This window comes from Tamlana crocina, assembly GCA_040429635.1.
Classification (GTDB): Bacteria; Bacteroidota; Bacteroidia; order Flavobacteriales; family Flavobacteriaceae; genus Flavisericum; species Flavisericum crocinum.
In genome coordinates this window covers 639,620-658,788 of the sequence record CP158972.1, presented here as the reverse complement: position 1 = coordinate 658,788, position 19,169 = coordinate 639,620, and the positions used below count along the sequence as shown (strand labels likewise).

General features: G+C 38.1%; 23 protein-coding genes. 10 read left to right on the top strand and 13 right to left on the bottom strand.

What is annotated here, in order from left to right:
* The first annotated feature begins 40 nt into the window (after positions 1-40).
* Both ABI125_02945 and ABI125_02940 read left to right on the top strand, forming a co-directional pair.
* Positions 41-919: a permease-like cell division protein FtsX gene (locus ABI125_02945; protein XCF06826.1), complete on the top strand. Its 879-nt coding sequence runs from the start codon at positions 41-43 to the stop codon at positions 917-919.
* A 116-nt stretch (positions 920-1,035) separates the two neighbouring features.
* Positions 1,036-1,287: a DUF3098 domain-containing protein gene (locus ABI125_02940; GenBank protein ID XCF06825.1), complete on the top strand. Its 252-nt coding sequence runs from the start codon at positions 1,036-1,038 to the stop codon at positions 1,285-1,287.
* 95 nt (positions 1,288-1,382) lie between these two features.
* Here the strand turns inward: ABI125_02940 and ABI125_02935 are convergent, their stop codons facing one another.
* On the bottom strand, positions 1,383-2,513 hold the full coding sequence (locus ABI125_02935; protein ID XCF06824.1) for a glycerate kinase: 1,131 nt from the start codon (positions 2,511-2,513) through the stop codon (positions 1,383-1,385).
* A gap of 77 nt (positions 2,514-2,590) precedes the next feature.
* On the opposite strand from ABI125_02935, the gene ABI125_02930 reads away from it, so the two are divergent.
* From ABI125_02930 to ABI125_02920, 3 genes are all read left to right on the top strand, one after another.
* Complete coding sequence (locus ABI125_02930; GenBank protein ID XCF06823.1) at positions 2,591-3,385, top strand: undecaprenyl-diphosphate phosphatase; 795 nt, start codon at positions 2,591-2,593, stop codon at positions 3,383-3,385.
* A gap of 1 nt (position 3,386) precedes the next feature.
* Positions 3,387-4,079: a tRNA pseudouridine(55) synthase TruB gene (gene truB, locus ABI125_02925; GenBank protein ID XCF06822.1), complete on the top strand. Its 693-nt coding sequence runs from the start codon at positions 3,387-3,389 to the stop codon at positions 4,077-4,079.
* An 81-nt stretch (positions 4,080-4,160) separates the two neighbouring features.
* Positions 4,161-4,844, top strand: a complete 684-nt coding sequence (locus ABI125_02920; protein XCF06821.1) for a TonB family protein — start codon at positions 4,161-4,163, stop codon at positions 4,842-4,844.
* Here the strand turns inward: ABI125_02920 and ABI125_02915 are convergent.
* Positions 4,828-5,445 (bottom strand): thioredoxin family protein, encoded by a 618-nt coding sequence (locus ABI125_02915; protein ID XCF06820.1) that lies wholly within the window; start codon positions 5,443-5,445, stop codon positions 4,828-4,830. The two genes, ABI125_02920 and ABI125_02915, sit on opposite strands and share 17 nt — an antisense overlap.
* Before the next feature lie 110 nt (positions 5,446-5,555).
* Between ABI125_02915 and ABI125_02910 the strand changes: the two genes are divergently transcribed.
* Positions 5,556-6,122 carry a DNA-3-methyladenine glycosylase I gene (locus ABI125_02910; protein ID XCF06819.1) on the top strand — a complete coding sequence of 189 codons (567 nt, stop codon included), beginning with the start codon at positions 5,556-5,558 and terminating at the stop codon, positions 6,120-6,122.
* Between the two features lie 16 nt (positions 6,123-6,138).
* A complete protein-coding gene (locus ABI125_02905) occupies positions 6,139-6,828 on the top strand; it encodes a DUF2490 domain-containing protein (GenBank protein ID XCF06818.1) in 690 nt (229 codons plus the stop codon).
* Positions 6,829-6,875: 47 nt separating this feature from the next.
* Here the strand turns inward: ABI125_02905 and ABI125_02900 are convergent, their stop codons facing one another.
* The 4 genes from ABI125_02900 to ABI125_02885 all read right to left on the bottom strand — a co-directional run bounded on the left by ABI125_02900 (position 6,876) and on the right by ABI125_02885 (position 9,900).
* Positions 6,876-7,637: a DUF5995 family protein gene (locus ABI125_02900; protein ID XCF06817.1), complete on the bottom strand. Its 762-nt coding sequence runs from the start codon at positions 7,635-7,637 to the stop codon at positions 6,876-6,878.
* Positions 7,638-7,873: 236 nt separating this feature from the next.
* Positions 7,874-8,500, bottom strand: a complete 627-nt coding sequence (aat, locus tag ABI125_02895; GenBank protein XCF07867.1) for a leucyl/phenylalanyl-tRNA--protein transferase — start codon at positions 8,498-8,500, stop codon at positions 7,874-7,876.
* A 119-nt stretch (positions 8,501-8,619) separates the two neighbouring features.
* A complete protein-coding gene (locus ABI125_02890) occupies positions 8,620-8,997 on the bottom strand; it encodes a DUF3127 domain-containing protein (protein XCF06816.1) in 378 nt (125 codons plus the stop codon).
* Positions 8,998-9,030: 33 nt separating this feature from the next.
* Positions 9,031-9,900, bottom strand: a complete 870-nt coding sequence (locus ABI125_02885) for a flavin reductase family protein (protein ID XCF06815.1) — start codon at positions 9,898-9,900, stop codon at positions 9,031-9,033.
* A 123-nt stretch (positions 9,901-10,023) separates the two neighbouring features.
* Between ABI125_02885 and ABI125_02880 the strand changes: the two genes are divergently transcribed.
* Together ABI125_02880 and ABI125_02875 are read left to right on the top strand one after the other, a co-directional pair.
* A complete protein-coding gene (locus ABI125_02880; GenBank protein ID XCF06814.1) occupies positions 10,024-11,184 on the top strand; it encodes a HAMP domain-containing sensor histidine kinase in 1,161 nt (386 codons plus the stop codon).
* Complete coding sequence (locus ABI125_02875; GenBank protein ID XCF06813.1) at positions 11,177-11,527, top strand: hypothetical protein; 351 nt, start codon at positions 11,177-11,179, stop codon at positions 11,525-11,527. Before ABI125_02880 ends, ABI125_02875 begins: the two co-directional genes overlap by 8 nt.
* Here ABI125_02875 and ABI125_02870 read toward each other — a convergent pair.
* Positions 11,522-11,911: an HIT family protein gene (locus ABI125_02870; GenBank protein XCF06812.1), complete on the bottom strand. Its 390-nt coding sequence runs from the start codon at positions 11,909-11,911 to the stop codon at positions 11,522-11,524. The genes ABI125_02875 and ABI125_02870 overlap by 6 nt on opposite strands.
* A 95-nt stretch (positions 11,912-12,006) precedes the next feature.
* Positions 12,007-12,480 (bottom strand): transcription elongation factor GreA, encoded by a 474-nt coding sequence (gene greA, locus ABI125_02865; protein ID XCF06811.1) that lies wholly within the window; start codon positions 12,478-12,480, stop codon positions 12,007-12,009.
* A 150-nt stretch (positions 12,481-12,630) separates the two neighbouring features.
* On the opposite strand from greA, the gene ABI125_02860 reads away from it, so the two are divergent.
* Positions 12,631-13,053, top strand: coding sequence for a hypothetical protein (locus ABI125_02860; protein ID XCF06810.1), 423 nt, complete (start codon positions 12,631-12,633; stop codon positions 13,051-13,053).
* A 58-nt stretch (positions 13,054-13,111) separates the two neighbouring features.
* Here ABI125_02860 and ABI125_02855 read toward each other — a convergent pair whose 3' ends face one another.
* The 5 genes from ABI125_02855 to ABI125_02835 form a co-directional block, all read right to left on the bottom strand.
* On the bottom strand, positions 13,112-15,367 hold the full coding sequence (locus ABI125_02855) for a TonB-dependent receptor (GenBank protein XCF06809.1): 2,256 nt from the start codon (positions 15,365-15,367) through the stop codon (positions 13,112-13,114).
* 347 nt (positions 15,368-15,714) lie between these two features.
* Positions 15,715-16,122, bottom strand: coding sequence for an alternative ribosome rescue aminoacyl-tRNA hydrolase ArfB (arfB, locus tag ABI125_02850; GenBank protein ID XCF06808.1), 408 nt, complete (start codon positions 16,120-16,122; stop codon positions 15,715-15,717).
* 2 nt (positions 16,123-16,124) lie between these two features.
* Positions 16,125-17,672: a DUF4301 family protein gene (locus ABI125_02845; GenBank protein XCF06807.1), complete on the bottom strand. Its 1,548-nt coding sequence runs from the start codon at positions 17,670-17,672 to the stop codon at positions 16,125-16,127.
* Between the two features lie 89 nt (positions 17,673-17,761).
* Entirely contained in the window at positions 17,762-18,493 is a 732-nt protein-coding gene (locus ABI125_02840) for a geranylgeranylglyceryl/heptaprenylglyceryl phosphate synthase (GenBank protein XCF06806.1), read from the bottom strand.
* Positions 18,493-19,119, bottom strand: a complete 627-nt coding sequence (locus tag ABI125_02835) for a 4'-phosphopantetheinyl transferase superfamily protein (protein XCF06805.1) — start codon at positions 19,117-19,119, stop codon at positions 18,493-18,495. The genes ABI125_02840 and ABI125_02835 overlap by 1 nt, the downstream gene beginning before the upstream one ends.
* Positions 19,120-19,169 lie beyond the last annotated feature (50 nt).

Below are 19,169 nucleotides of genomic sequence, written 5' to 3'. Positions count from 1 at the left end.
ATACTTTATTATTTTTACAACCACAACCCAAAACACTTTTATGAGTTCATCTTTTGAAAAACACCAAAAACGCAGACTAATTTCTTCCTATTTTTCGGTAGTGCTCAGTATTGCCTTGGTACTGTTTTTATTGGGACTCTTGGGCATGTTGGTGTTGAACGCCAAAAAAGTATCGGATCATTTTAAGGAACAAGTGGTTTTGACCATTTATTTGAAAGATGCCGCCAAAGAAGTGGAAATCAACCAACTTGAAAAAAGTTTGGCGATGGCCGAATATGTAAAATCTACCGAGTACGTTTCGAAAGAAAAGGCGGCCGAATTTATGAAAGTCGAAACTGGTGAGGATTTCATGGATTTTGTGGGCTACAATCCGTTGCAAAATTCCATCGATGTACATTTGAAAGCCGATTTTGTAACCTCGGAACATTTGGAAAAAATTTCGGCGGAAGCCACATCAAAAAACTTTGTGGACGAGGTCACCTATGATAACGATTTGGTGAATTTGATGAACGACAACGTTCGGAAAATCAGTTTTTGGGTATTGGTTATCAGTGGTATTTTTACGCTCATCGCTGTACTTTTAATCAACAGTTCCATCAGATTGTCGGTTTACTCGAAACGGTTTACCATAAAAACCATGCAAATGGTGGGCGCCACCAAACAGTTTATTCGTCGCCCATTCGTTTGGAAAAGTGTTCGTTTGGGCATTATCGGAGCCATTTTGGCCTTAATTGGCATGGCCATAGTGCTGTATTACGTCAACAAAACGTTCCCGGAACTCGGACTGCTCAATACGCCCATTTTAGTGGTTGGTCTCTTTGTTTTTGTGTTCGCCTTGGGTATTGTCATCACTTGGATTAGTACCCATTTTGCCACCCAGCGCTTTTTGAATTTGCGAACGGATGAACTTTACTACTAACTGTTGACTGTTGACTGTTGACTGTTGACTGTTGACTGTTGAAAATTATATTTTACAATCACATTAACAATGCTTTTTAAATATTTCCGTTAATTTGCAGCACTAGCATTAAAACCATGGGAGAAAAAAAACGAAAAGAAGACGCAAAACCCACATTTGTTTTTGGGAAGAAAAACTATAAATTTATGTTTATTGGTTTGGCGGTTATTGCCCTTGGTTTTATTTTGATGACCGGTGGCGGCAGCGACGACCCCAATGTGTTTAGCCCAGAAATTTTTAGCTGGCGACGCATCCGATTGGCGCCTATGTTGGTGCTTTTAGGTTTTGGCATAGAGATGTATGCCATTCTTTTAAATCCGGATAAATAATTTATGTCATTCCTGCGTAAGCAGGAATCCACATCGCCATCTTACAAATGCAGTTTTAAAACAACAGATTCTCACGTCGTTCCTTTCTTCACTCCTCAGAATGACGACAATTTTTCAGCAAATACTTTCGCCATTTTTATAACGCAAGCATAGCTGTTTTCCATTGCATCCTCTAAATTTTCCGAGTAGTTTAAAACCGAATCGACATAGTCAATTCCAAAGTCTTTAATATCCTTTTCGCTTAAATCGTTGCTCCCGCAAAAGGCTGCCACTTTTTTGTTTTGCGCTTTCGCGGAAGCCACTACGCCCTTGATTGTTTTCCCCGACAAGGTTTGCTTATCCAGCTTGCCTTCACCGGTGATTACCCAATCGGCATCCGAAATTTTTGAATCGAAAACCGCCAATTTTTTTATTAAGTCAATTCCAGGTTTCAAATCCCCACTTAAAAACACTTTTGACGCCAATCCCATACCGCCAGCTGCACCAGCTCCTTTTATATTTTGAGAATTTACACCAAATTGGGCTTCAATAATTTTTGAAAAACTTCGCAAACCATGGTCGAGCATTTTTACATCTTCGGCCGAAGCTCCTTTTTGCTCCGCATACACATAAGCAGCACCATTTTCACCAAACAACGGATTATCAACATCACAAGCAATTTTGAAATCGACATCAAATAGTTTTGGATGTACTTTAGAATCGTCAATAGAAACAATCTGGGATAAACGGGCACCAATGGGTTTTACTTCATCTCCTTTTTTTTCCAAAAACCGATAGCCCAACGCCGTAGCCATACCAATACCGCAATCGTTGGTGGCGCTACCGCCAATACCCAAAATGATGGTTTTGGCACCCTTTTCTATGGCATCAACAATCATTTCGCCCGTACCCAACGTGGTAGCGTTTTTGCAATCGAATTCCTCGGGTTTCAGCAGTTTCAACCCCGAAGCTTCGGCCATTTCAATAAAAGCCGTTTTTGAATGTTTGGCATACAGATATTTTGCTATTATCGATTGAAAAAAGGGATTGTTCACTTCAACCTCTATCATTTTTCCTTTTAAACAATAATTGACCACCTCCAAAGTACCATCGCCACCATCGGCCAATGGCATTTTCAGGATTTCAAAATTCGGATTTACCGAAAGTAATCCTGCTTCAACGGCTTCACAAAACTGTAATCCTGACAGTGAATTTTTAAATTTATCGGGCGCAAGAACAATCTTCATGTTTCTAAAATAAGGTAATTTCTTAAAGTTTAATACCGAAAAAGTGTTTTGAAGCACTATTTTAATATTTTTGCCCCATGGAAATTATAGACGCAATAATTCTGGGCATTATTCAAGGTTTAACCGAGTTTTTACCTGTATCGTCCAGCGGACATTTAGAGTTGGGCAAAGCTATTTTGGGTGACAACTCTGTGCCCGAAGAAAGCCTGTTGTTTACCGTGGTGCTCCACTTCGCCACGGCATTGAGTACCATGGTAGTTTTCAGAAAAGATATTTTCAATTTAGTAAAAGGCGCATTGAAATTTCAATGGAACGAAGATTTACAATTTATTGCAAAAATAGCCGTATCTATGATTCCTGCTGTGGTTGTTGGCCTATTTTTTGAGGAACAATTAGAAGCTCTTTTTGGCGGAAACATTTTTTTAGTGGGCTGCATGCTTTTGGTTACCGCAGTGCTTCTTTTTTTGGCCGACAAAGCCAAGGACACCAATAAAAAAGTATCGTTTTCCAATGCTTTTGTTATCGGTATTTCGCAGGCCATTGCCATGTTGCCCGGTATTTCGCGTTCAGGGGCAACTATTTCTACTTCGGTTTTATTGGGTAACGACAAAACCAAGGCTGCTCGTTTTTCGTTTTTAATGGTGGTTCCTCTTATTTTCGGAAAAATTGCAAAAGATATTTTAAGTGGCGATTTGAGTTATGACAGCGGAAATTTCACTGCCTTGTCCATAGGCTTTATTGCGGCATTTGTAGCAGGGTTGTTTGCCTGCACTTGGATGATTGCTTTGGTAAAGAAAAGTAAACTTACCTATTTTGCCGTTTATTGCGCCATTGTTGGACTGATTGCTATAACTTTCACTTTTTTCAATTAATATGTTGACTGCTGAAGATTATCTTTCTGGACAGGTTTTGTTGATAGACAAACCCTTGCATTGGACCTCGTTCCAAGTGGTTAACAAACTACGCTGGGAGATTAGGCAAGCCTTCAAACTGAAAAAAATAAAGGTTGGGCATGCCGGTACTTTAGACCCCTTGGCCACCGGGCTGTTGGTAATTTGCACGGGAAAAATGACCAAACAAATCGATAGTTTTCAAGCGCAAATTAAGGAATACACGGGTACCTTTGTTTTAGGAAGCACCACACCTTCGTACGATTTGGAAACCGAAATAAACGATACCTTCCCTACGGAACACATTTCCGAAACGCTAATCCGCAACAACACCAAACAGTTTTTAGGCGATATTGAGCAGTTTCCACCTGTATTTTCAGCCATAAAAAAAGATGGCAAACGCCTTTATGAATTTGCCCGAGCCGGCGAAAGTGTTGAAGTAAAGCCACGAACGGTAAGCATTTCAGAATTTGAAATAACTAATATTTCTGGATTGAATATCGATTTTAGAGTGGTGTGTGGCAAAGGCACTTACATCCGTTCTTTGGCTCACGATTTTGGAAAATCCCTAAATTCGGGCGCGCACCTGTCGGCACTCAGAAGAACCAAAATTGGAGATTTCAACGTTGATGATGCAGTTTCCATTGAAGGGTTTACAGCCAACCTGAAGAACTAAACTCCTTATTTTTTCGTATATTTACTGTACCCCAATTGTAATTTTAACGATTTGCACCTAACAAATCAACATAGAGCCTTATTGATTACGTTTCTAATTTCTGGAACGGTAATCCTTTCTGTTTTTAATCTCGGACTTAAAAAACAAAGCGAATTCATTTCTGAAAGCTACTACGAATTGGAACCTGAAAAGGAACCCGAAGAAAAGCTAGAGGAATTGAAAGACTTAAAGGAAGGCAATAAAACTAAGGCCGAAACCAATAGCGCTTTTAACGAAACCCAAAAGGAAAAGCACTTTGCCCAAGCTTTTAAACGCATTGCACCACCAGAAGACTACGTACCCAAAAGCAGCGATTTTTCAGAAAATAGCCATGTTGCAAAAAGGGACTATAAAATACCCGACGATTCGAAATTAAACCCAGACGAGCTTTCAAAGTTCAATAAGGCAAACGAGGTGCTTAAAAAGCAATTGGCCGAAAACAATAACCACAAAAGCACCATTAGCTATTCGCTCTCAAATCGAAAAAAGGTGTACATCCCCATTCCGGTTTATCTTTGCGAAGTCGATGGTAAAATAGTGGTGAACATTACCGTAAACGCCAACGGAAAAGTGACCGATGCGTACCTGAACTCTTCGTCGAATTCTTCCAACGAATGTTTGATTGAACATGCTTTGGAGTACGCCAAAAAATCGAAATTCAATGCCGACCCATCGAAAAGCAGCCAGATAGGCTCCATTACTTTTAATTTTATTGGCAAACGCTAGGCTCCAATTTGCAGAGCATTTCGGTAACATCTTCCAGTACGTTTTGTCCTTTGTTTTTATTATACCAGTGCTGTAAATCTTCTTTAAATTCGGGAGTTAATTTGCCGTATTTCGCTTTATATCTATTCACATAAACCGTGGCTTCGCTAGGGCGCGGACCATAAGTAGTCAAAACATCACCCGTTTTGTCGTCAATCATAATAACCTTCGGGATAGACCGCGACCCCTCTGTTAAAAAGGCATCCATTAATTCAAGGTTATCGTCGCGAAGTACGATTTTCATTTTAAGGTTCTCGTTTAACTCCACTATTTTATGGAGCGCTGGCAGCACATGGGCAGCATCGCCACACCAACTTTCGGTAATGACCAACCAAGTTACAGGATGGCTGAAGTCAGCTATCTTTTCCTTTAAATCATCCGATACTTTAATGGTTTTATCCCAACGCTTCATTCGGCGGTCGTTCAACTTTGTGTAATTCACCAAAGCTTCTGATTTTTCCAAGCCTGTGGTATTGTTATTTTCTGCTAGTTGATTCACTAATTCCCGATAAGACGGGTAAGACACACCACGCTCTAAACTCGATTTTAATATTGATTTCATAAATAAGATTTTTAAACAGATACAATGAAGCTTTCAAAATTAAAGGCTTCCTATTTCAATTAAGATGATATTTGTCATACTTTTACCTTAAACCTTACTTTTGCAGAATCATGAGCAAAAAAGAACGATGCGGCTGGTGTGAAGGCGATGCACTTTATGAAGCCTACCACGACGAAGAATGGGGCGTTCCTGTGTATGACGATGACACCCTTTTCGAATTTTTAACCTTAGAAACCTTTCAGGCCGGGTTAAGTTGGATTACCGTGCTACGGAAGCGTGAAAATTTCAGAAAAGCATTCGATGATTTTAATTATATAAAGATTGCCCGTTACAATCAGGATAAAATGGACGAGCTACTGCAAGACCCTGGAATTATTAGAAACAAATTAAAAGTAAAGGCTACCGTTACCAATGCCCAAGCTTTTATGAAAATACAGGAAGAGTTTGGCAGTTTCAGCAAATACATATGGGGGTTTGTGGATGGCAAGCCCATAAAAAACTCGATAAAAAACTACAAAGAAGCTCCCGCAAATACACCGTTAAGCGATACCATAAGTAAAGATTTAAAAAAACGCGGTTTTAAGTTTGTGGGCACCACGGTAGTTTATGCACACATTCAAGCCACTGGTATGGTTAACGACCATGAAACAAGTTGTTTTAGGTACAATCAAGTTTAAAAAAACAATTCCACCTGTGAACATTCGACACTTCCGTTTTAGCTTATTTTTATTGGTCATACTTTGGGGCTGTAATTCTGCCAATGCCCAAAAGAGCTTTAGTAGTTTAGGCGAATCGGCCATTGGCATTAATCACCGAATTTCTAAAAAATACAATTTAAATATCACCCTTCGCAGCAGATATTTTCTTTACAATAATGACCATTTTGGTTATGAACAGCAGCAATTTGACATCTACCATTTATCGTCTTTTAAATGGAAAAAAAATAAAACTTTTGCCATTGGTATTTATTACCGTGATAGAGACTGGTTTGATTCCGGAAGCGACGAATTACGTTTTATGCAGCAGTTTGTTAGAAAAAAACAATTGTTAACCACCAACATAAGTCATCGTTTTAGAGCAGAGCAACGCTTATTCGATACCTCAACGATTTACAGGCAACGCTATAAACTCAGCATGGATTTCCCTTTAAAAACCGTAAAAAACAAATCGATAAAAACCTATTTGAGCACTGCACTTGAAGCGTTGTGGAGTTTAAGCAAACAGATAAAAGGCGAAACCGATTTTAGAGTAACCGCTCAAATGGTTTGGCCAATTTTAAACAAACTGCGCTTAAAAGCTGGATTGGAGCATCGCATGGAAGCTTTTAACCTGAAAGCAAAACATTATTTATTTGTACTGACTTCGGCGAGCTTAAAAATTTAGACAACGGGAGGGTTATCGATAAATAAAATGGCAAATAAAGTTTCGCTTCACCCCACTTTTTTCTTTAAAGCTTCAATTTTATTTGATACACTGCCCCACTCGGTAAATCGGATAATTTTAAACAGAATTTTTTCCAATTTCCCTTTTGAAACCACTCGACCGGACAATGCTTTTATTTTTTCATCCCTTAGCAGAATGCAATTTTTGTCATTCAAATGTTCAATTTCCAAAATCAGTTCGTTGGCAAATTTCCAAGCCCCATCGCGCGCTATGCCCATACTGAAATTCACAAGAAAGTTATCGACGTTTTTCAACTTTTTTAAAATCCAAACCAACGGACGCCAAATAACACTTAAATTACTTTTCACCTCATCAACCAGTTCGCCCAATATATCGTTGATTTTATTGAAATCGGATTCTAACAAATGAATATTTGAAGGCGTTGATATTTGTGCGGCCGCAATACCCAAATCGAGATTGATGTGAGCATTCATTCCGAGAATTAAATGCTGAAGCACTATTAAATCGTTGTTTTTTGAAAGACTGAAAGCCACTTCCCAAGATTTGGTATTGGATTTGTTTGCCTTATAATTAGCATAGGCCAACAAATACCGATTGGCAAAAACAACATCTAATAGTTCCATTCGGGCGTCATCATCAAAATATCCTGTGCCCAACTTTTCCTTTACGGAAATGGTCACTTTTTGATATAGTGCTGCAAAATAACCCAACGGGCTTTTCTCTTTTTTTGAGGTTTGGATAATCTCTTCCAACAGCACGGTAACTTCATCAATGGTTTTTGCTTCCATGTTTTCAATTGGTTTTTAGACTTAATTTGATATAAAATCCACAATTATTACAACACATTTATGACATACGCACCTATCACTTCGAGCCTTACGACTTGAGCCTGTATCGAGCGCAGTCGAGATGCTCAAGATAAACTTAAGTCGAGAAGTCTTAAAATTAATTATAGGGTTGATAGATTTCGACTCCGCTCAATCTGACAAAAGTGGTTTATTCATTTAAGTTGTTAACTATAAAACTACTTTAAAAATTCCATAAATTGCTTCCGGGTGATGTCTTCCGCACCTAAACTCGCCAAATGATTGGTGTACACCTGGCAATCAATCAACTTGTAATTGCTTTTGTTAACAAAAGTGATAAAGCCCACTTTACTGGCATTGCTCACTTTGGCAAACATACTTTCGCCACAAAACACACCATTGTGTAAATCGACACCATAAAGGCCTCCCACCAATGTTTCGTTTTGCCAAACCTCAACCGATTTGGCATAGCCCATGTCGTGTAACTTTTGGTAGGCTGCTACCATTTCGTTGGTGATCCAAGTGTCTTCCTGGCCCTTGCGTTTTATTTTAGAGCATTCTAAAATCACTTGTCCAAATGCTTTGTTTTCGGTAACCTTAAACGATTTATTTCGAAGCACCTGCTTCATACTTTTTGATACTTTTAATTTCTGTGGAAACAGTACAAATCGCGGATTGGGTGACCACCATAAAATGGGACTTTCTGCATCGAACCATGGAAATATCCCTGACCGATAAGCTAACAACAACCTCTCAACCGATAAATCGCCACCAACCGCAAGTAGTCCTTCGCTTGTTGCTTCTTCTATTTTCGGAAACCATAATTTTTCGGCTAGGTAATGCATGCCTTTAAAAGTAAAAAGTTTCAACAAAAAAACCTCAATGTTTATGCTAAACATTGAGGTTCTATTATATAAGCTTTCTTTTATTTAAACCACCAAGACCTCTTGGCAATTAAATTTGTTTAGAAAGGTAAATCGTCGTGCTCATCTTGATTTAAATCGCCTGCTGGCTCAAAAGCATCAGCTGGTGGCACTGGTGGCACGTTTCCTGAAGCTGCTTCTGCTTGTACTGCCTCAATTCTCCACCCTTGTATAGAGTTGAAGTATTTAGTCTCACCTTGAGGATTTACCCACTCTCTACCACGTAAGTTGATGTTAATTTTTACTTGTTGCCCCACTTGAAAGCTGTTCAACAAATCGGTTTTATCCTGAACAAATTCCACCATAATGTGTTGTGGATATTGCTCTTCTGTAGTTACTACAATCTCTCTTTTTCTGAATCCGTTGTTCCCAAAAGTTTGGGTTTCACCAATCATTTTTACTCTTCCTTGAACTTCCATTTACTCTAATTTATACTTAATTAATATTCTTTTTTATGACAACAATATTTTCCAAGCGCTCTCAACATCGCCAAAGCTTAAATAGTTTCGTGCCAGTTTATGCTTTTCGCGATGGGTTGCCGTTTTAATGTTAGGATACCGCTCGCCCAAATCTTCAATAAAAGCATTAACGCTTGCTTCACTTGGCAAGGCTTCCACATTTCCCAACATGCCCAAATCGTTTCCGGTAAGCACCATACTGTGCTTTACATGCTCGGGAAAACCATCCACTCCAATACCCAACGTCGTCAGTGGTTTTGGTATTTGGAAAAACCCTTTTTTTGCTCGGCTGTAATAGCTTCCGCCAGCTCTCGCTACCAAATCCAATTTCACTTGATCGATGGCTTCGTCCTTATCCAAAACCTCTTCATCAATGTGCAACCATACTACTTCACAAATTATCAAATTTCCGGCTCCGCCTTCTTTCCCCAATTTGATAATCTCGTTCACTTTACACTCAAACTGAACGGGCGATTCGCCCACCCGAAAGGGTTTTACAATATCCGATTTCAGCATCGTCAGCCCCGATTTTTCAAATTCGTTTACCCCAACAGGATATTCGGTACTGCTCAACGACATTTGATGGACCATATCGTAATTCACCACGTTAATAACCACTTCTTTGGTTATTTCAATATTTTCCAAAGTGTGCTTCGTGGTGTTATCGCGTACCCGTCTCGCTGGCGAAAATACCATAATAGGCGGGTTAGCACTAAACACATTAAAAAAGCTAAATGGCGACAAATTTGGGTTTCCGCTGGCATCAACCGTACTTGCAAAAGCTATGGGTCTGGGCGCCACGGCACTCAACAAATAACTGTGTAATTTACTGGTTGATAACTGTTTTGGATCTATTGAAGCCATTACACTTTTAAATGAACAACAAATGTAACCAAACTATAACTCATGTAAAAACCGATTTACTAACAACTCGCACAATAATATTAACAGATTTGCATTATATTACCAGTTATAAAATTAATTTCCATGTTTTTTACCAAGCATAGCAATGCCTTTAGATGGATAATAATTGCATCTTCTTTTATAATTGTTTCCCTTATTTTATGGAAAACTTACGAGTTTTTTCAGCATTTTAAGGAAGAAGAGCGTACAAAAATGGAAAATTGGTCGTTTGCACAAACCGAATTCGTTAATTCTGAAACCAACACCAATTTAAACCTTACCCTAAAAATTTTAAACAGTAACACTACTACCCCCATGTTGGTAATTGACCAAGATGGCAACTTAAGCAGTTCAAATAATATTGACGAAAGGAAACTGGAAAATAAACGCTCCATCGACAAACTTATCGAAACTTTTAAAAGTGAAAACAAACCTATCGATATAAAATATCAAGGTGAAGTGTTTTCTACCATTTATTACGGAAACTCCCCGTTATTGAACAAATTGAAATACTATCCTTTAGCTTTGTTGCTGATTGTTTTTCTATTCGGCGCCGTTATTTTCTTCTTTTACCGAAGCAACAAAAACGCCACACAAAACAAGCTGTGGTCGGGCATGGCCAAGGAAACCGCACACCAAATTGGCACGCCACTATCCTCATTAATTGGTTGGACCGAAATTTTAAAGACTGAAAACGTTAGTGCCGATTATATTTCTGAAATGGAAAAAGACATCGACCGACTGAAAACCATTACCGAGCGCTTCAGTAAAATAGGCTCGTTACCCACTTTGGAGAAAGCCGACATCATAAAGGAAACCATTGAATCTTACGATTATTTAAAAGCACGGTCGTCAAAACTAATTGAGTTTGAAATCATCACTCCCGATGATGAGATTCCGGTGGAACTGAACAAACAACTCTACAGTTGGTGCATTGAAAATTTGGTAAAAAATGCCATTGATGCCATGAAAGGCCGCGGAAAATTAACCATTGAAATTTCGCAACTGGAAAATGATATTAAGATTAGGGTAACCGACACCGGAAAAGGCATTAGCAAAAAAGATTTCCATAAAATTTTCGAGCCTGGGTTTACCACAAAAAAACGCGGTTGGGGTCTTGGTTTGTCGTTAACCAAACGGATTATCGAAGATTTCCACAACGGAAAGATTGGCGTGCTGGAATCTGAAAAAGGAAAAGGCACCACGATACAGATTAACCTGAAACGCGCCCACAATTATGCCTGAAAAATTTATAGAATTTAAAGCCCTCGTTTTAAAAAACAACTGTCCACAATGCTACAGCAAAGACGGGTTGCGATTAACTTTTAAACAAAAGATTGTAGAAACGGGCCTTTACAAATCCATAACTTCTGAAATTCAGGACGAACTAGCTTGCGAAACCTGTAATTCCATCATTTATCCCGTGCAATGGACAGACGACATTGAGCGCGTAGTGGATTATCAGAAAAAAGCGTTTAGTCCCAAAAAGCCTTCCACCTATCTTAAAAAAGCCACTTGGCTAATTATCGCAGCGGTTATTTTGGCTGTAGTCGCTATTCTGTCTTTAATGTTTTTTAGTGAATTATAAATGCGCCCTAATCTCTTCGGCCACGACCTCAAAATCTTCGGGAGTCAGTTTTTCCTTTTTAATGAATCGGGCATCGTCCATGTTGTGCAACGGAATTAAATGCACATGCACATGCGGCACTTCCAAACCAATTACCGACACGCCCACACGCTTGCACGGCACAGCTTTTTCAATGGCCAAGGCTACTTTTCGGGAAAAAGCCATAAGCCCCATATAGGTAGCCTCATCTAAATCGAAAATTTTATCGACTTCTTTCTTCGGAATGCACAAGGTATGCCCTTTTGCATTGGGGTTGATGTCTAAAAACGCAAAAAACTCGTCGGTTTCAGCTATTTTGTAACACGGAATTTCACCATTGATTATTTTTGTGAATAGGGATGCCATATCTCTTCTTTAGTTTAGTTTGTAACCTTTATAAAGATAAAAGATTCCTAATGAAATTCATCAGGAATCTTTTAATCGTTTTTTGGAATTGTATTTTATCTGGTAATTTCTACAATATCGAATTTCATTACACCATTGGGCACTTGTATTTCGGCTACATCGCCAACCGATTTACCCAGCAATCCTTTTCCAATAGGTGAGTTCACCGAAATTTTTCCCGATTTTAAATCGGCTTCACTCTCGGCCACCAACGTATAGCTCATTTCCATACCATTGGTTTGGTTCTTTATTTTTACGGTGGAAAGCACCAACGCTTTCGAGGTGTCCAACTGCGACTCGTCAATCAATCTGGCATTGGCAAGGGTGGCTTCTAATTTAGAAATTTTCATTTCCAAAAGCCCCTGTGCTTCTTTGGCCGCATCGTATTCTGCATTTTCACTCAAATCGCCTTTGTCTCTTGCCTCTGCAATAGCCTGCGACGCCTTTGGCCGCTCCACATCTTTTAATTGATTTAATTCGGCTCTTAATTTTTTTAACCCCTCTGCTGTGTAGTAAGATACTTTACTCATAACTTCATCGTTTATTAATAACAAAGATGCTGAACTGGGTTCAGCATAAAAAAAATCCCGCATAGACGAGATTTCATTTTCAAATATACAAAATTTTTATCTGAGTTTGCTTTTTATCGTAAATTGCACTTCTAAATTTTTCATTGCATTATGAAGCCCATTTTCTATTTAACCTGTTTCATTTTTTTATGGTCTTGTAGCGGAAATCAGGTGGACGACAAAAACTGCCGTTTCTTACTGGATATAGTGGTACACCATGAAATAAACTTGAGCTTACCGGCTTATAGCCAATTGCAATTTGCTGGCAATTCGGTTTATATTCCTAACATTGGAAACGGCGGCGTTATTGTTGCTTCCACAGGTGTTGACTTCTATGCATGGGACGCCAGCGACCCTAACCACGCACCGAAAGAATGTGCACCTATAATTCCCGATGGGCTCAATGGTACTTCTGGATGCGGCAACACCTACAATTTTGTTACTGGTATTATCGATAAAAATGACGGCCTTAGCTGTCCGCTAAAAAATTACCGTATTCAACAAAATGGCAATATTCTAACCATTTACAATTAATTAAAAAAGCCTTTCCGAACTGGAAAGGCTTTTTATTTTTTTTTAGAACAAGCTGTTTTTAGAATTTTAAAGTAGCTCCCAATAAAAAGTTTATAGTTGCCTGTGGGTAGTAAAAATTTTCGGTTATTGGTGCATCAGATGATCCTTCAGGTCTGTAGTAATAGCTATATGTATACCCATTAGATACATATTCAGAATCAAACAAATTATTAACTAATAAGTTTAGAGCTATTTCTTTAATCCATGTTGGTTGAAATTTGTATGACAGGTTTAAGTTATTTACAAAATAGGCATCAATACTTTTACTGTTACTCGATGTATTATCTAAATATTGTTTTCCAACGTATTTAGACAATAAAGCAATATTTCCGTTTTTAATAGGAGTAAAAGTTAAGTTGTTTCCAAAAATAACATTTGGTGAAAAAGAAATATCTGTATCCTCATACTCTGTAACAATAGGCTCGTAAGATACGGTATCAAATGAGTTAGGGTCGTATTGCGTATCGTAAACCACATAATCAAAAGCCTTAATCTTATTCTGGCTAAAAGTTGCATTAGCATCAGTTCTTAACCATTCTGACACTTTATATCCTATCTGTAATTCAATACCAGTCCTAAAACTTTTATCTACATTTTGTCTAATAGGGTCGCCAACATCATCTAAATCACCTGTCAAAACCAATTGGTCCTCATAATTCATGTAATACAAATTGGCAATGGTATAGAAATTAGGAGTTCTTAACTTATATCCAAATTCAAAATCGTATAACCTTTCAGGCTTTGGTTCAAGTGGGTTTTTAGTTAAATCATCTCTATTAGGCTCTCTGTTAGCAACTGCAAAAGAACCGTACACAGTATTGTAATTATCGAATTTATACGTTAACCCAAATTTAGGATTGAAAAAACTATAGGATTCTGCTACATCAATATCTATTAAATCTGAGCTAGTTCCTACCGATTCATAATCTACTTTTCTAAATTGTAAATCTAATAATGCAAAGAGATTAGAACTGATATTATATTCCGCTTTCACATATGTATTGTAATCTTTTTTATCTCCATAACTAAAATAATAGTTGCTATTTATTGGAATTTCAGAAGAAAATGAATCCCAAATTATTTCACCAAAATGATCGCCCTTATAGGTGTTATAACCTCCTCCAAGGTATAAGCTTAAATCGTTCTTTTTGTAATTAAGCGAATATACTATTGCTATAAAATCATTATCCAACCAGCGTCTTCTAATAACATCTCCTTCGTCTGCAGCATTGGGGCTATTTGGAAAATAACCGCCTAGCTCTTCACCTTCTTTATACTGCTCAAAATAGCCTTTACCCCTAGTATAGTTTCCTGAAATATTAGCTGAAAAATTAGTGTTAAATTGATGCGAAGCATGTAATTGATAATGTGTTTGCTCGTAATCATCTACTTCATTTTCATAAGTGTAATAATTATAGGTTCGTCCAGAATTTAAAAGATTTTCAGCTTCAGATTCCGAAGGGAAATTTCTGTCAATAAATGCCTGAATACCCGCTCTATCATTATTTACAACAGCTTCAGGTGTGCCATACCAAGATTGGTATGTTTCTTCTTTACCTCCAAAAACAATGGCTTTAACTGATGTTTTTCCATTTAAAAATCCTGTTTCTACATAATACGAACTTAGATCTGCTCTTGCTCTATCAATATATCCATCACTTTGAATGTTTGACAATCGTCCTTCAGCATAAAAGTTATTTTTAATTCCAGAACCAATGCTAATATTGTGTTTTCTAGTCCCAAAACTTCCAACCGTATGGGTTGTAGTTGCGTAACCTTCGGTTGATGGGTTTAATGTTTTCAAATTTAAGCTTGCACCAAAAGCGGCAGAGCCATTAGTTGAAGTTCCTACTCCCCGTTGAAGCTGAATATCTTCGACCGATGACACAAAATCGGGCATGTTAACCCAAAATGTTCCTTGACTTTCGGCGTCATTATACGGAATTCCATTAATGGTCACATTCACACGTGTTGCATCCGTACCACGCACCCGAATCCCCGTATAACCTACTCCTGCGCCTGCATCACTTGTGGTAACTACCGATGGTAGCTGGTCCAATAAAATTGGTAAGTCTTGGCCTAAATTTGTAGACTCCAACTCATCCTTAGTAATGTTTGTAAAAGCAACTGGCGTTTTATCCTTAGCCCTTGTTGCTGAGAGCAATACTTCATCCAAATTTTCTGTTTTTGTTGAATCTTGCGTGGTTTGGTTTTGTTGTGCCGCAGCGTTGACTGATAACACGAAAAGCGTTAAAAAAAGAAAACTATTTTTCATCTCGATTACGAATTTATAATCGAATAAAAAGAGGTAATTATTCTTTAATGGTTAAAATTGATTTTTTTGAATTTACTCTGAAACATTGCCCCGTTTTTTTTGTTAAACTACTAGCAATAACTTTATAAATTCACCTCCCTAAACAGCATTATCTGTTCTAGGTTCTATGGGTATGATCTCAGCCTAAATGATTTTAGATTTCAAATTTTAGATTTTAGATTTTTGAACTGAACAGTTCAGAAATCGTCAATCATCAATCGTCAATCATCAATCAAAAAGCACCCCTTTATGAGAACGCTGCAAAGATACTACCCAATTACCGAACTTCAATTATTATTGGCAATATTTTAATCGATATCAGGCTTCTTTCGGTTGGCTTTTTTTTCAGATTGGGTGCGTTTGCTTTTTAAACGCTTACGGATGGCCGATTTCGGAATTTTTGTTGGTTTTCTTGGTTTGGGTTTAACCAAATTCGACTTTATCAAACTTAAAAATCGGGCAATCACCAAGTTTTTATTTTGGTGCTGACTTCGGCTTTCACCGCATTGTAAAATCAAAACACCTTCTTTGGTCAGTCTATGTCCCAACTTGCTCAAAAGTCGTTCTTTTTGAGCATCTTTAAGCACTAACGAATCTTTTATACTGAAAGTCAATTCTACCTTCGTGGACGTTTTATTTACGTGTTGCCCTCCACTGCCCGAACTTCTAACAGCTTTAAAAGTCAATTCATTTATTAATGCTTCCGAATCAATCATGTTTAAGCTTGGTGCGCCGGCTTCAACAAGTCGTTTACCGTTTTTACCGGATTGAAAGTTTCAATGGGCACTTCCACAAAAATGGAGTTCCAATGCGCCATGCTGCCATTCCAAAGTCCTGGCAATTCCAACGCTTGTATGTCGGTGCCATTTTGGGTTTTCATGGTGATGAATGCCGCTTCGGGATCTACAAAATCGGTGAGGTTGAATTTTTCTCCTTTGTAGTTTTTAATGCCACAAACCAAATCGGTGGGGTTAAAATGGGTCGCCTTGTACACCAATTCCTGTTGGCGGGTTTTACTAAAATTGATTTGGGCAAACTCAACAATTTGCAACGAAATATCTCCGTTTTTGCCCTTTACCCAAAACGGTCCGCCTCCGGGCTCTCCTTCATTTTTTACCATCCCACAAACACGGATGGGGCGGTTAAGTTTCCCCCTTAAAAAGGCAATTTTTTCTTCTTTTGAGCTGTTTTCTATTTCTGCAGGAATTGAAATATTTAATCGGTAACGCAAAAACAGCAACATGATTTTGAGGTCGGTTTCTTCCAACTGACCTTCATCTAACTTATGCAAATACGAAAACACGGTTTCTTGTGCTTCTAATAGCACTCCCGCAAGTAGCTTTTTATATTTTGAAACCTCAACATTTCTATTGGCTACCACAATATTGTCGATGTTTTTTATAAAAACGAGGTCGCTTTTTAAATCGTTCAAATTTTCCAAAAGCGCACCATGCCCAGCCGGACGGAATAAAATAGAGCCATCTTCTTTTCTATAAACCTCGTCTTTTGTAGTTAAGGCAATGGTTTCGGTAGCTTCCTTTTGATAGGAAAACGATACGTTGAAAACGGTATTGGTTTGCTCCTCTAAGTTTTTCTTAATGCTGTTGAATTCTTTCGAAAAGTACTCGTGATGTTTTTCAGATACGGTAAAATGCAGATTGGCATTACCATTTGAGGAAGCATATAACGTTGATTCGAACAAATGCTCCTGAAAAGCCGTTACCACATCATCGCCATATTTATGAAAAGGCAACAATCCTTTTGGCAAAAAACTGTAATTCAACCCCTCTTCGTCGAGCATGATTTTTACAAATTCATAGTGCTTTTCGGAATCGCTTAAACTATCGTACTGAGGGTTGGTTTCTTTCAATTTTGAAATGACCTCATTATAAAACGGAAAACTTTCCAGATTGGAAAAGAATGTTAAAATTAAGCTATCGTTTTGTTTTTCGGCATAGGTTTTCAGCGTGTCTGTCTTCGGATTGAATTTTTTCAAAAACTGAAACAAAAACTTGAACATACGAGTCGCCGCTCCAGAAGCTGGGACGAATTTCAACAAATGTAAATCGTTCTTTTTTTCTTCAAAAGCCTTAACAAATCCATCAACATCAGAATCGCCATAACTTTCAATGCCTTTGCCAATAGTGGCTGCCGACAACAAATTGGAATACGACATACCATTTTTAATACGATTTACCTGTGCATTAACGCCATCTACCGTTATTCCCTTAGACTGAATTTGTTGGATATCTTTATCTGAAAACATGATTTTGTATTTTGTACGTAAATATAGCACTCTAAAATGAAGCAATAAAAAACCAATGTAACTTTTAGACTAAGAAATCATTAATTCGGTTAATGGTTCTTTATGGCGTCAAAAAAAGATGTGTCTTCTTCAAAAGCTGTACCAATCACTACCAAGTCGGCTCCTGCTTTGTAGGCAACATCCAATTGGTTTTTTTTGCGAATACCCCCACCAACAATCAAGGGGATATTCAACTCACGCTTAACGGATTGAATAATTTCAGCAGTCACGGGGTGAAGCGCACCGCTACCGGCTTCCAAATAAATTAATTTCATCCCCAAAAGCTGACCGGCCACAGCGGTATCGACAATAAATTGGGTATTATTTCTTGGCATGGGTTCTGTTCCGGTGATACGCTGTACAGCGGTTTCCTTTCCGTTTTGAACTAAGATATAGCCCGTTGGGATAATTTCCAATTGAGTCTTTCTAAGTTTTGAAACCGACTCCACATGCTTCCCGATAAGGTACTCCGGATTTCTTCCTGAAATCAAACTTAAAAACAACAGTGCATCGGCCTTGTCGGTAATTTGGGTAACATCGCCCGGAAAAAGCACCACGGGCAACTCGGTGTGTGTTTTTATTTCGGCCACCAAAAAATCAGTAACATGTTCTGCAACGGAACTTCCGCCAATAAAAATGTGGGTAGCGACCGATTGGTTTACCTTTTCGATAAAGTTTTTGGCGTTGGAAAGTTCAAATTTATCGGGGTCTATTAAAACTGCTAAGAGTTTTTTCCCTTTTTCGGATGCTTCGCAGATACTTTTGTAAAGATTATTTTTCATTAGGCAATAGCATAGGCGCAAGTAAAGCCTTCAAACTCTAAAAATTCAATATTATATCGGCATTTTTTACCTTCATAATCAATCCAAGCTACAGTTTCGTTTTCACCATCCGATATAGGAATCACCAAACAATGTTGCTTAAAACTCAGCCCCGGTGTGGCAAACAGTTTGTACAACGACTCTTTTACGCACCAAATCATGGTTAGTTTTTGAATATAATCGTCAGCCGTTTTATCCAAATAATCACTTTCGTAGTCAATAAATTTATGGGCGATGATTTGTATTTTATCGCGCTGTTTTTCAATATCAATTCCAATAACGGAATCACTGATTATTACTGCCGAAAAATGGAATGAATGCGTTATCGAAATTTGCTTGCCGTCTCTTAAATGCGGTTTGCCATTTTCGTCGTAAAACAAATCAACATCAGCATAACCAAACTCCTGTAACAATCGGCGTACACTTAAAAAACCACGTTGGTGCAGTTCACTTTTCATGCCCATAACCCGCTGTAAACTTTCGGACTTTAAATTCACAGACGCCATCAAATCATCAAACCCCTCTGTTATTTTCCAGATTTTAACAGTAGTTTGTGAGTTTGGCCTAATGGTTTTGTAAAGTGGCATTTAGTATTCTGAAACTTATTGATTATCTTTGCACCGCCTAATAAAGCTCT

Coding starts and splice junctions, on each gene's coding strand:
- ABI125_02945 (XCF06826.1), top strand. CDS start 41: ATGAGTTCATCTTTTGAAAAACACCAAAAACGCAGACTAATTTCTTCC.
- ABI125_02940 (XCF06825.1), top strand. CDS start 1,036: ATGGGAGAAAAAAAACGAAAAGAAGACGCAAAACCCACATTTGTTTTT.
- ABI125_02935 (XCF06824.1), bottom strand. CDS start 2,513: ATGAAGATTGTTCTTGCGCCCGATAAATTTAAAAATTCACTGTCAGGA.
- ABI125_02930 (XCF06823.1), top strand. CDS start 2,591: ATGGAAATTATAGACGCAATAATTCTGGGCATTATTCAAGGTTTAACC.
- truB (XCF06822.1), top strand. CDS start 3,387: ATGTTGACTGCTGAAGATTATCTTTCTGGACAGGTTTTGTTGATAGAC.
- ABI125_02915 (XCF06820.1), bottom strand. CDS start 5,445: ATGAAATCAATATTAAAATCGAGTTTAGAGCGTGGTGTGTCTTACCCG.
- ABI125_02910 (XCF06819.1), top strand. CDS start 5,556: ATGAGCAAAAAAGAACGATGCGGCTGGTGTGAAGGCGATGCACTTTAT.
- ABI125_02900 (XCF06817.1), bottom strand. CDS start 7,637: ATGGAAGCAAAAACCATTGATGAAGTTACCGTGCTGTTGGAAGAGATT.
- aat (XCF07867.1), bottom strand. CDS start 8,500: ATGCATTACCTAGCCGAAAAATTATGGTTTCCGAAAATAGAAGAAGCA.
- ABI125_02890 (XCF06816.1), bottom strand. CDS start 8,997: ATGGAAGTTCAAGGAAGAGTAAAAATGATTGGTGAAACCCAAACTTTT.
- ABI125_02885 (XCF06815.1), bottom strand. CDS start 9,900: ATGGCTTCAATAGATCCAAAACAGTTATCAACCAGTAAATTACACAGT.
- ABI125_02880 (XCF06814.1), top strand. CDS start 10,024: ATGTTTTTTACCAAGCATAGCAATGCCTTTAGATGGATAATAATTGCA.
- ABI125_02875 (XCF06813.1), top strand. CDS start 11,177: ATGCCTGAAAAATTTATAGAATTTAAAGCCCTCGTTTTAAAAAACAAC.
- ABI125_02870 (XCF06812.1), bottom strand. CDS start 11,911: ATGGCATCCCTATTCACAAAAATAATCAATGGTGAAATTCCGTGTTAC.
- greA (XCF06811.1), bottom strand. CDS start 12,480: ATGAGTAAAGTATCTTACTACACAGCAGAGGGGTTAAAAAAATTAAGA.
- ABI125_02860 (XCF06810.1), top strand. CDS start 12,631: ATGAAGCCCATTTTCTATTTAACCTGTTTCATTTTTTTATGGTCTTGT.
- ABI125_02855 (XCF06809.1), bottom strand. CDS start 15,367: ATGAAAAATAGTTTTCTTTTTTTAACGCTTTTCGTGTTATCAGTCAAC.
- arfB (XCF06808.1), bottom strand. CDS start 16,122: ATGATTGATTCGGAAGCATTAATAAATGAATTGACTTTTAAAGCTGTT.
- ABI125_02845 (XCF06807.1), bottom strand. CDS start 17,672: ATGTTTTCAGATAAAGATATCCAACAAATTCAGTCTAAGGGAATAACG.
- ABI125_02840 (XCF06806.1), bottom strand. CDS start 18,493: ATGAAAAATAATCTTTACAAAAGTATCTGCGAAGCATCCGAAAAAGGG.
- ABI125_02835 (XCF06805.1), bottom strand. CDS start 19,119: ATGCCACTTTACAAAACCATTAGGCCAAACTCACAAACTACTGTTAAA.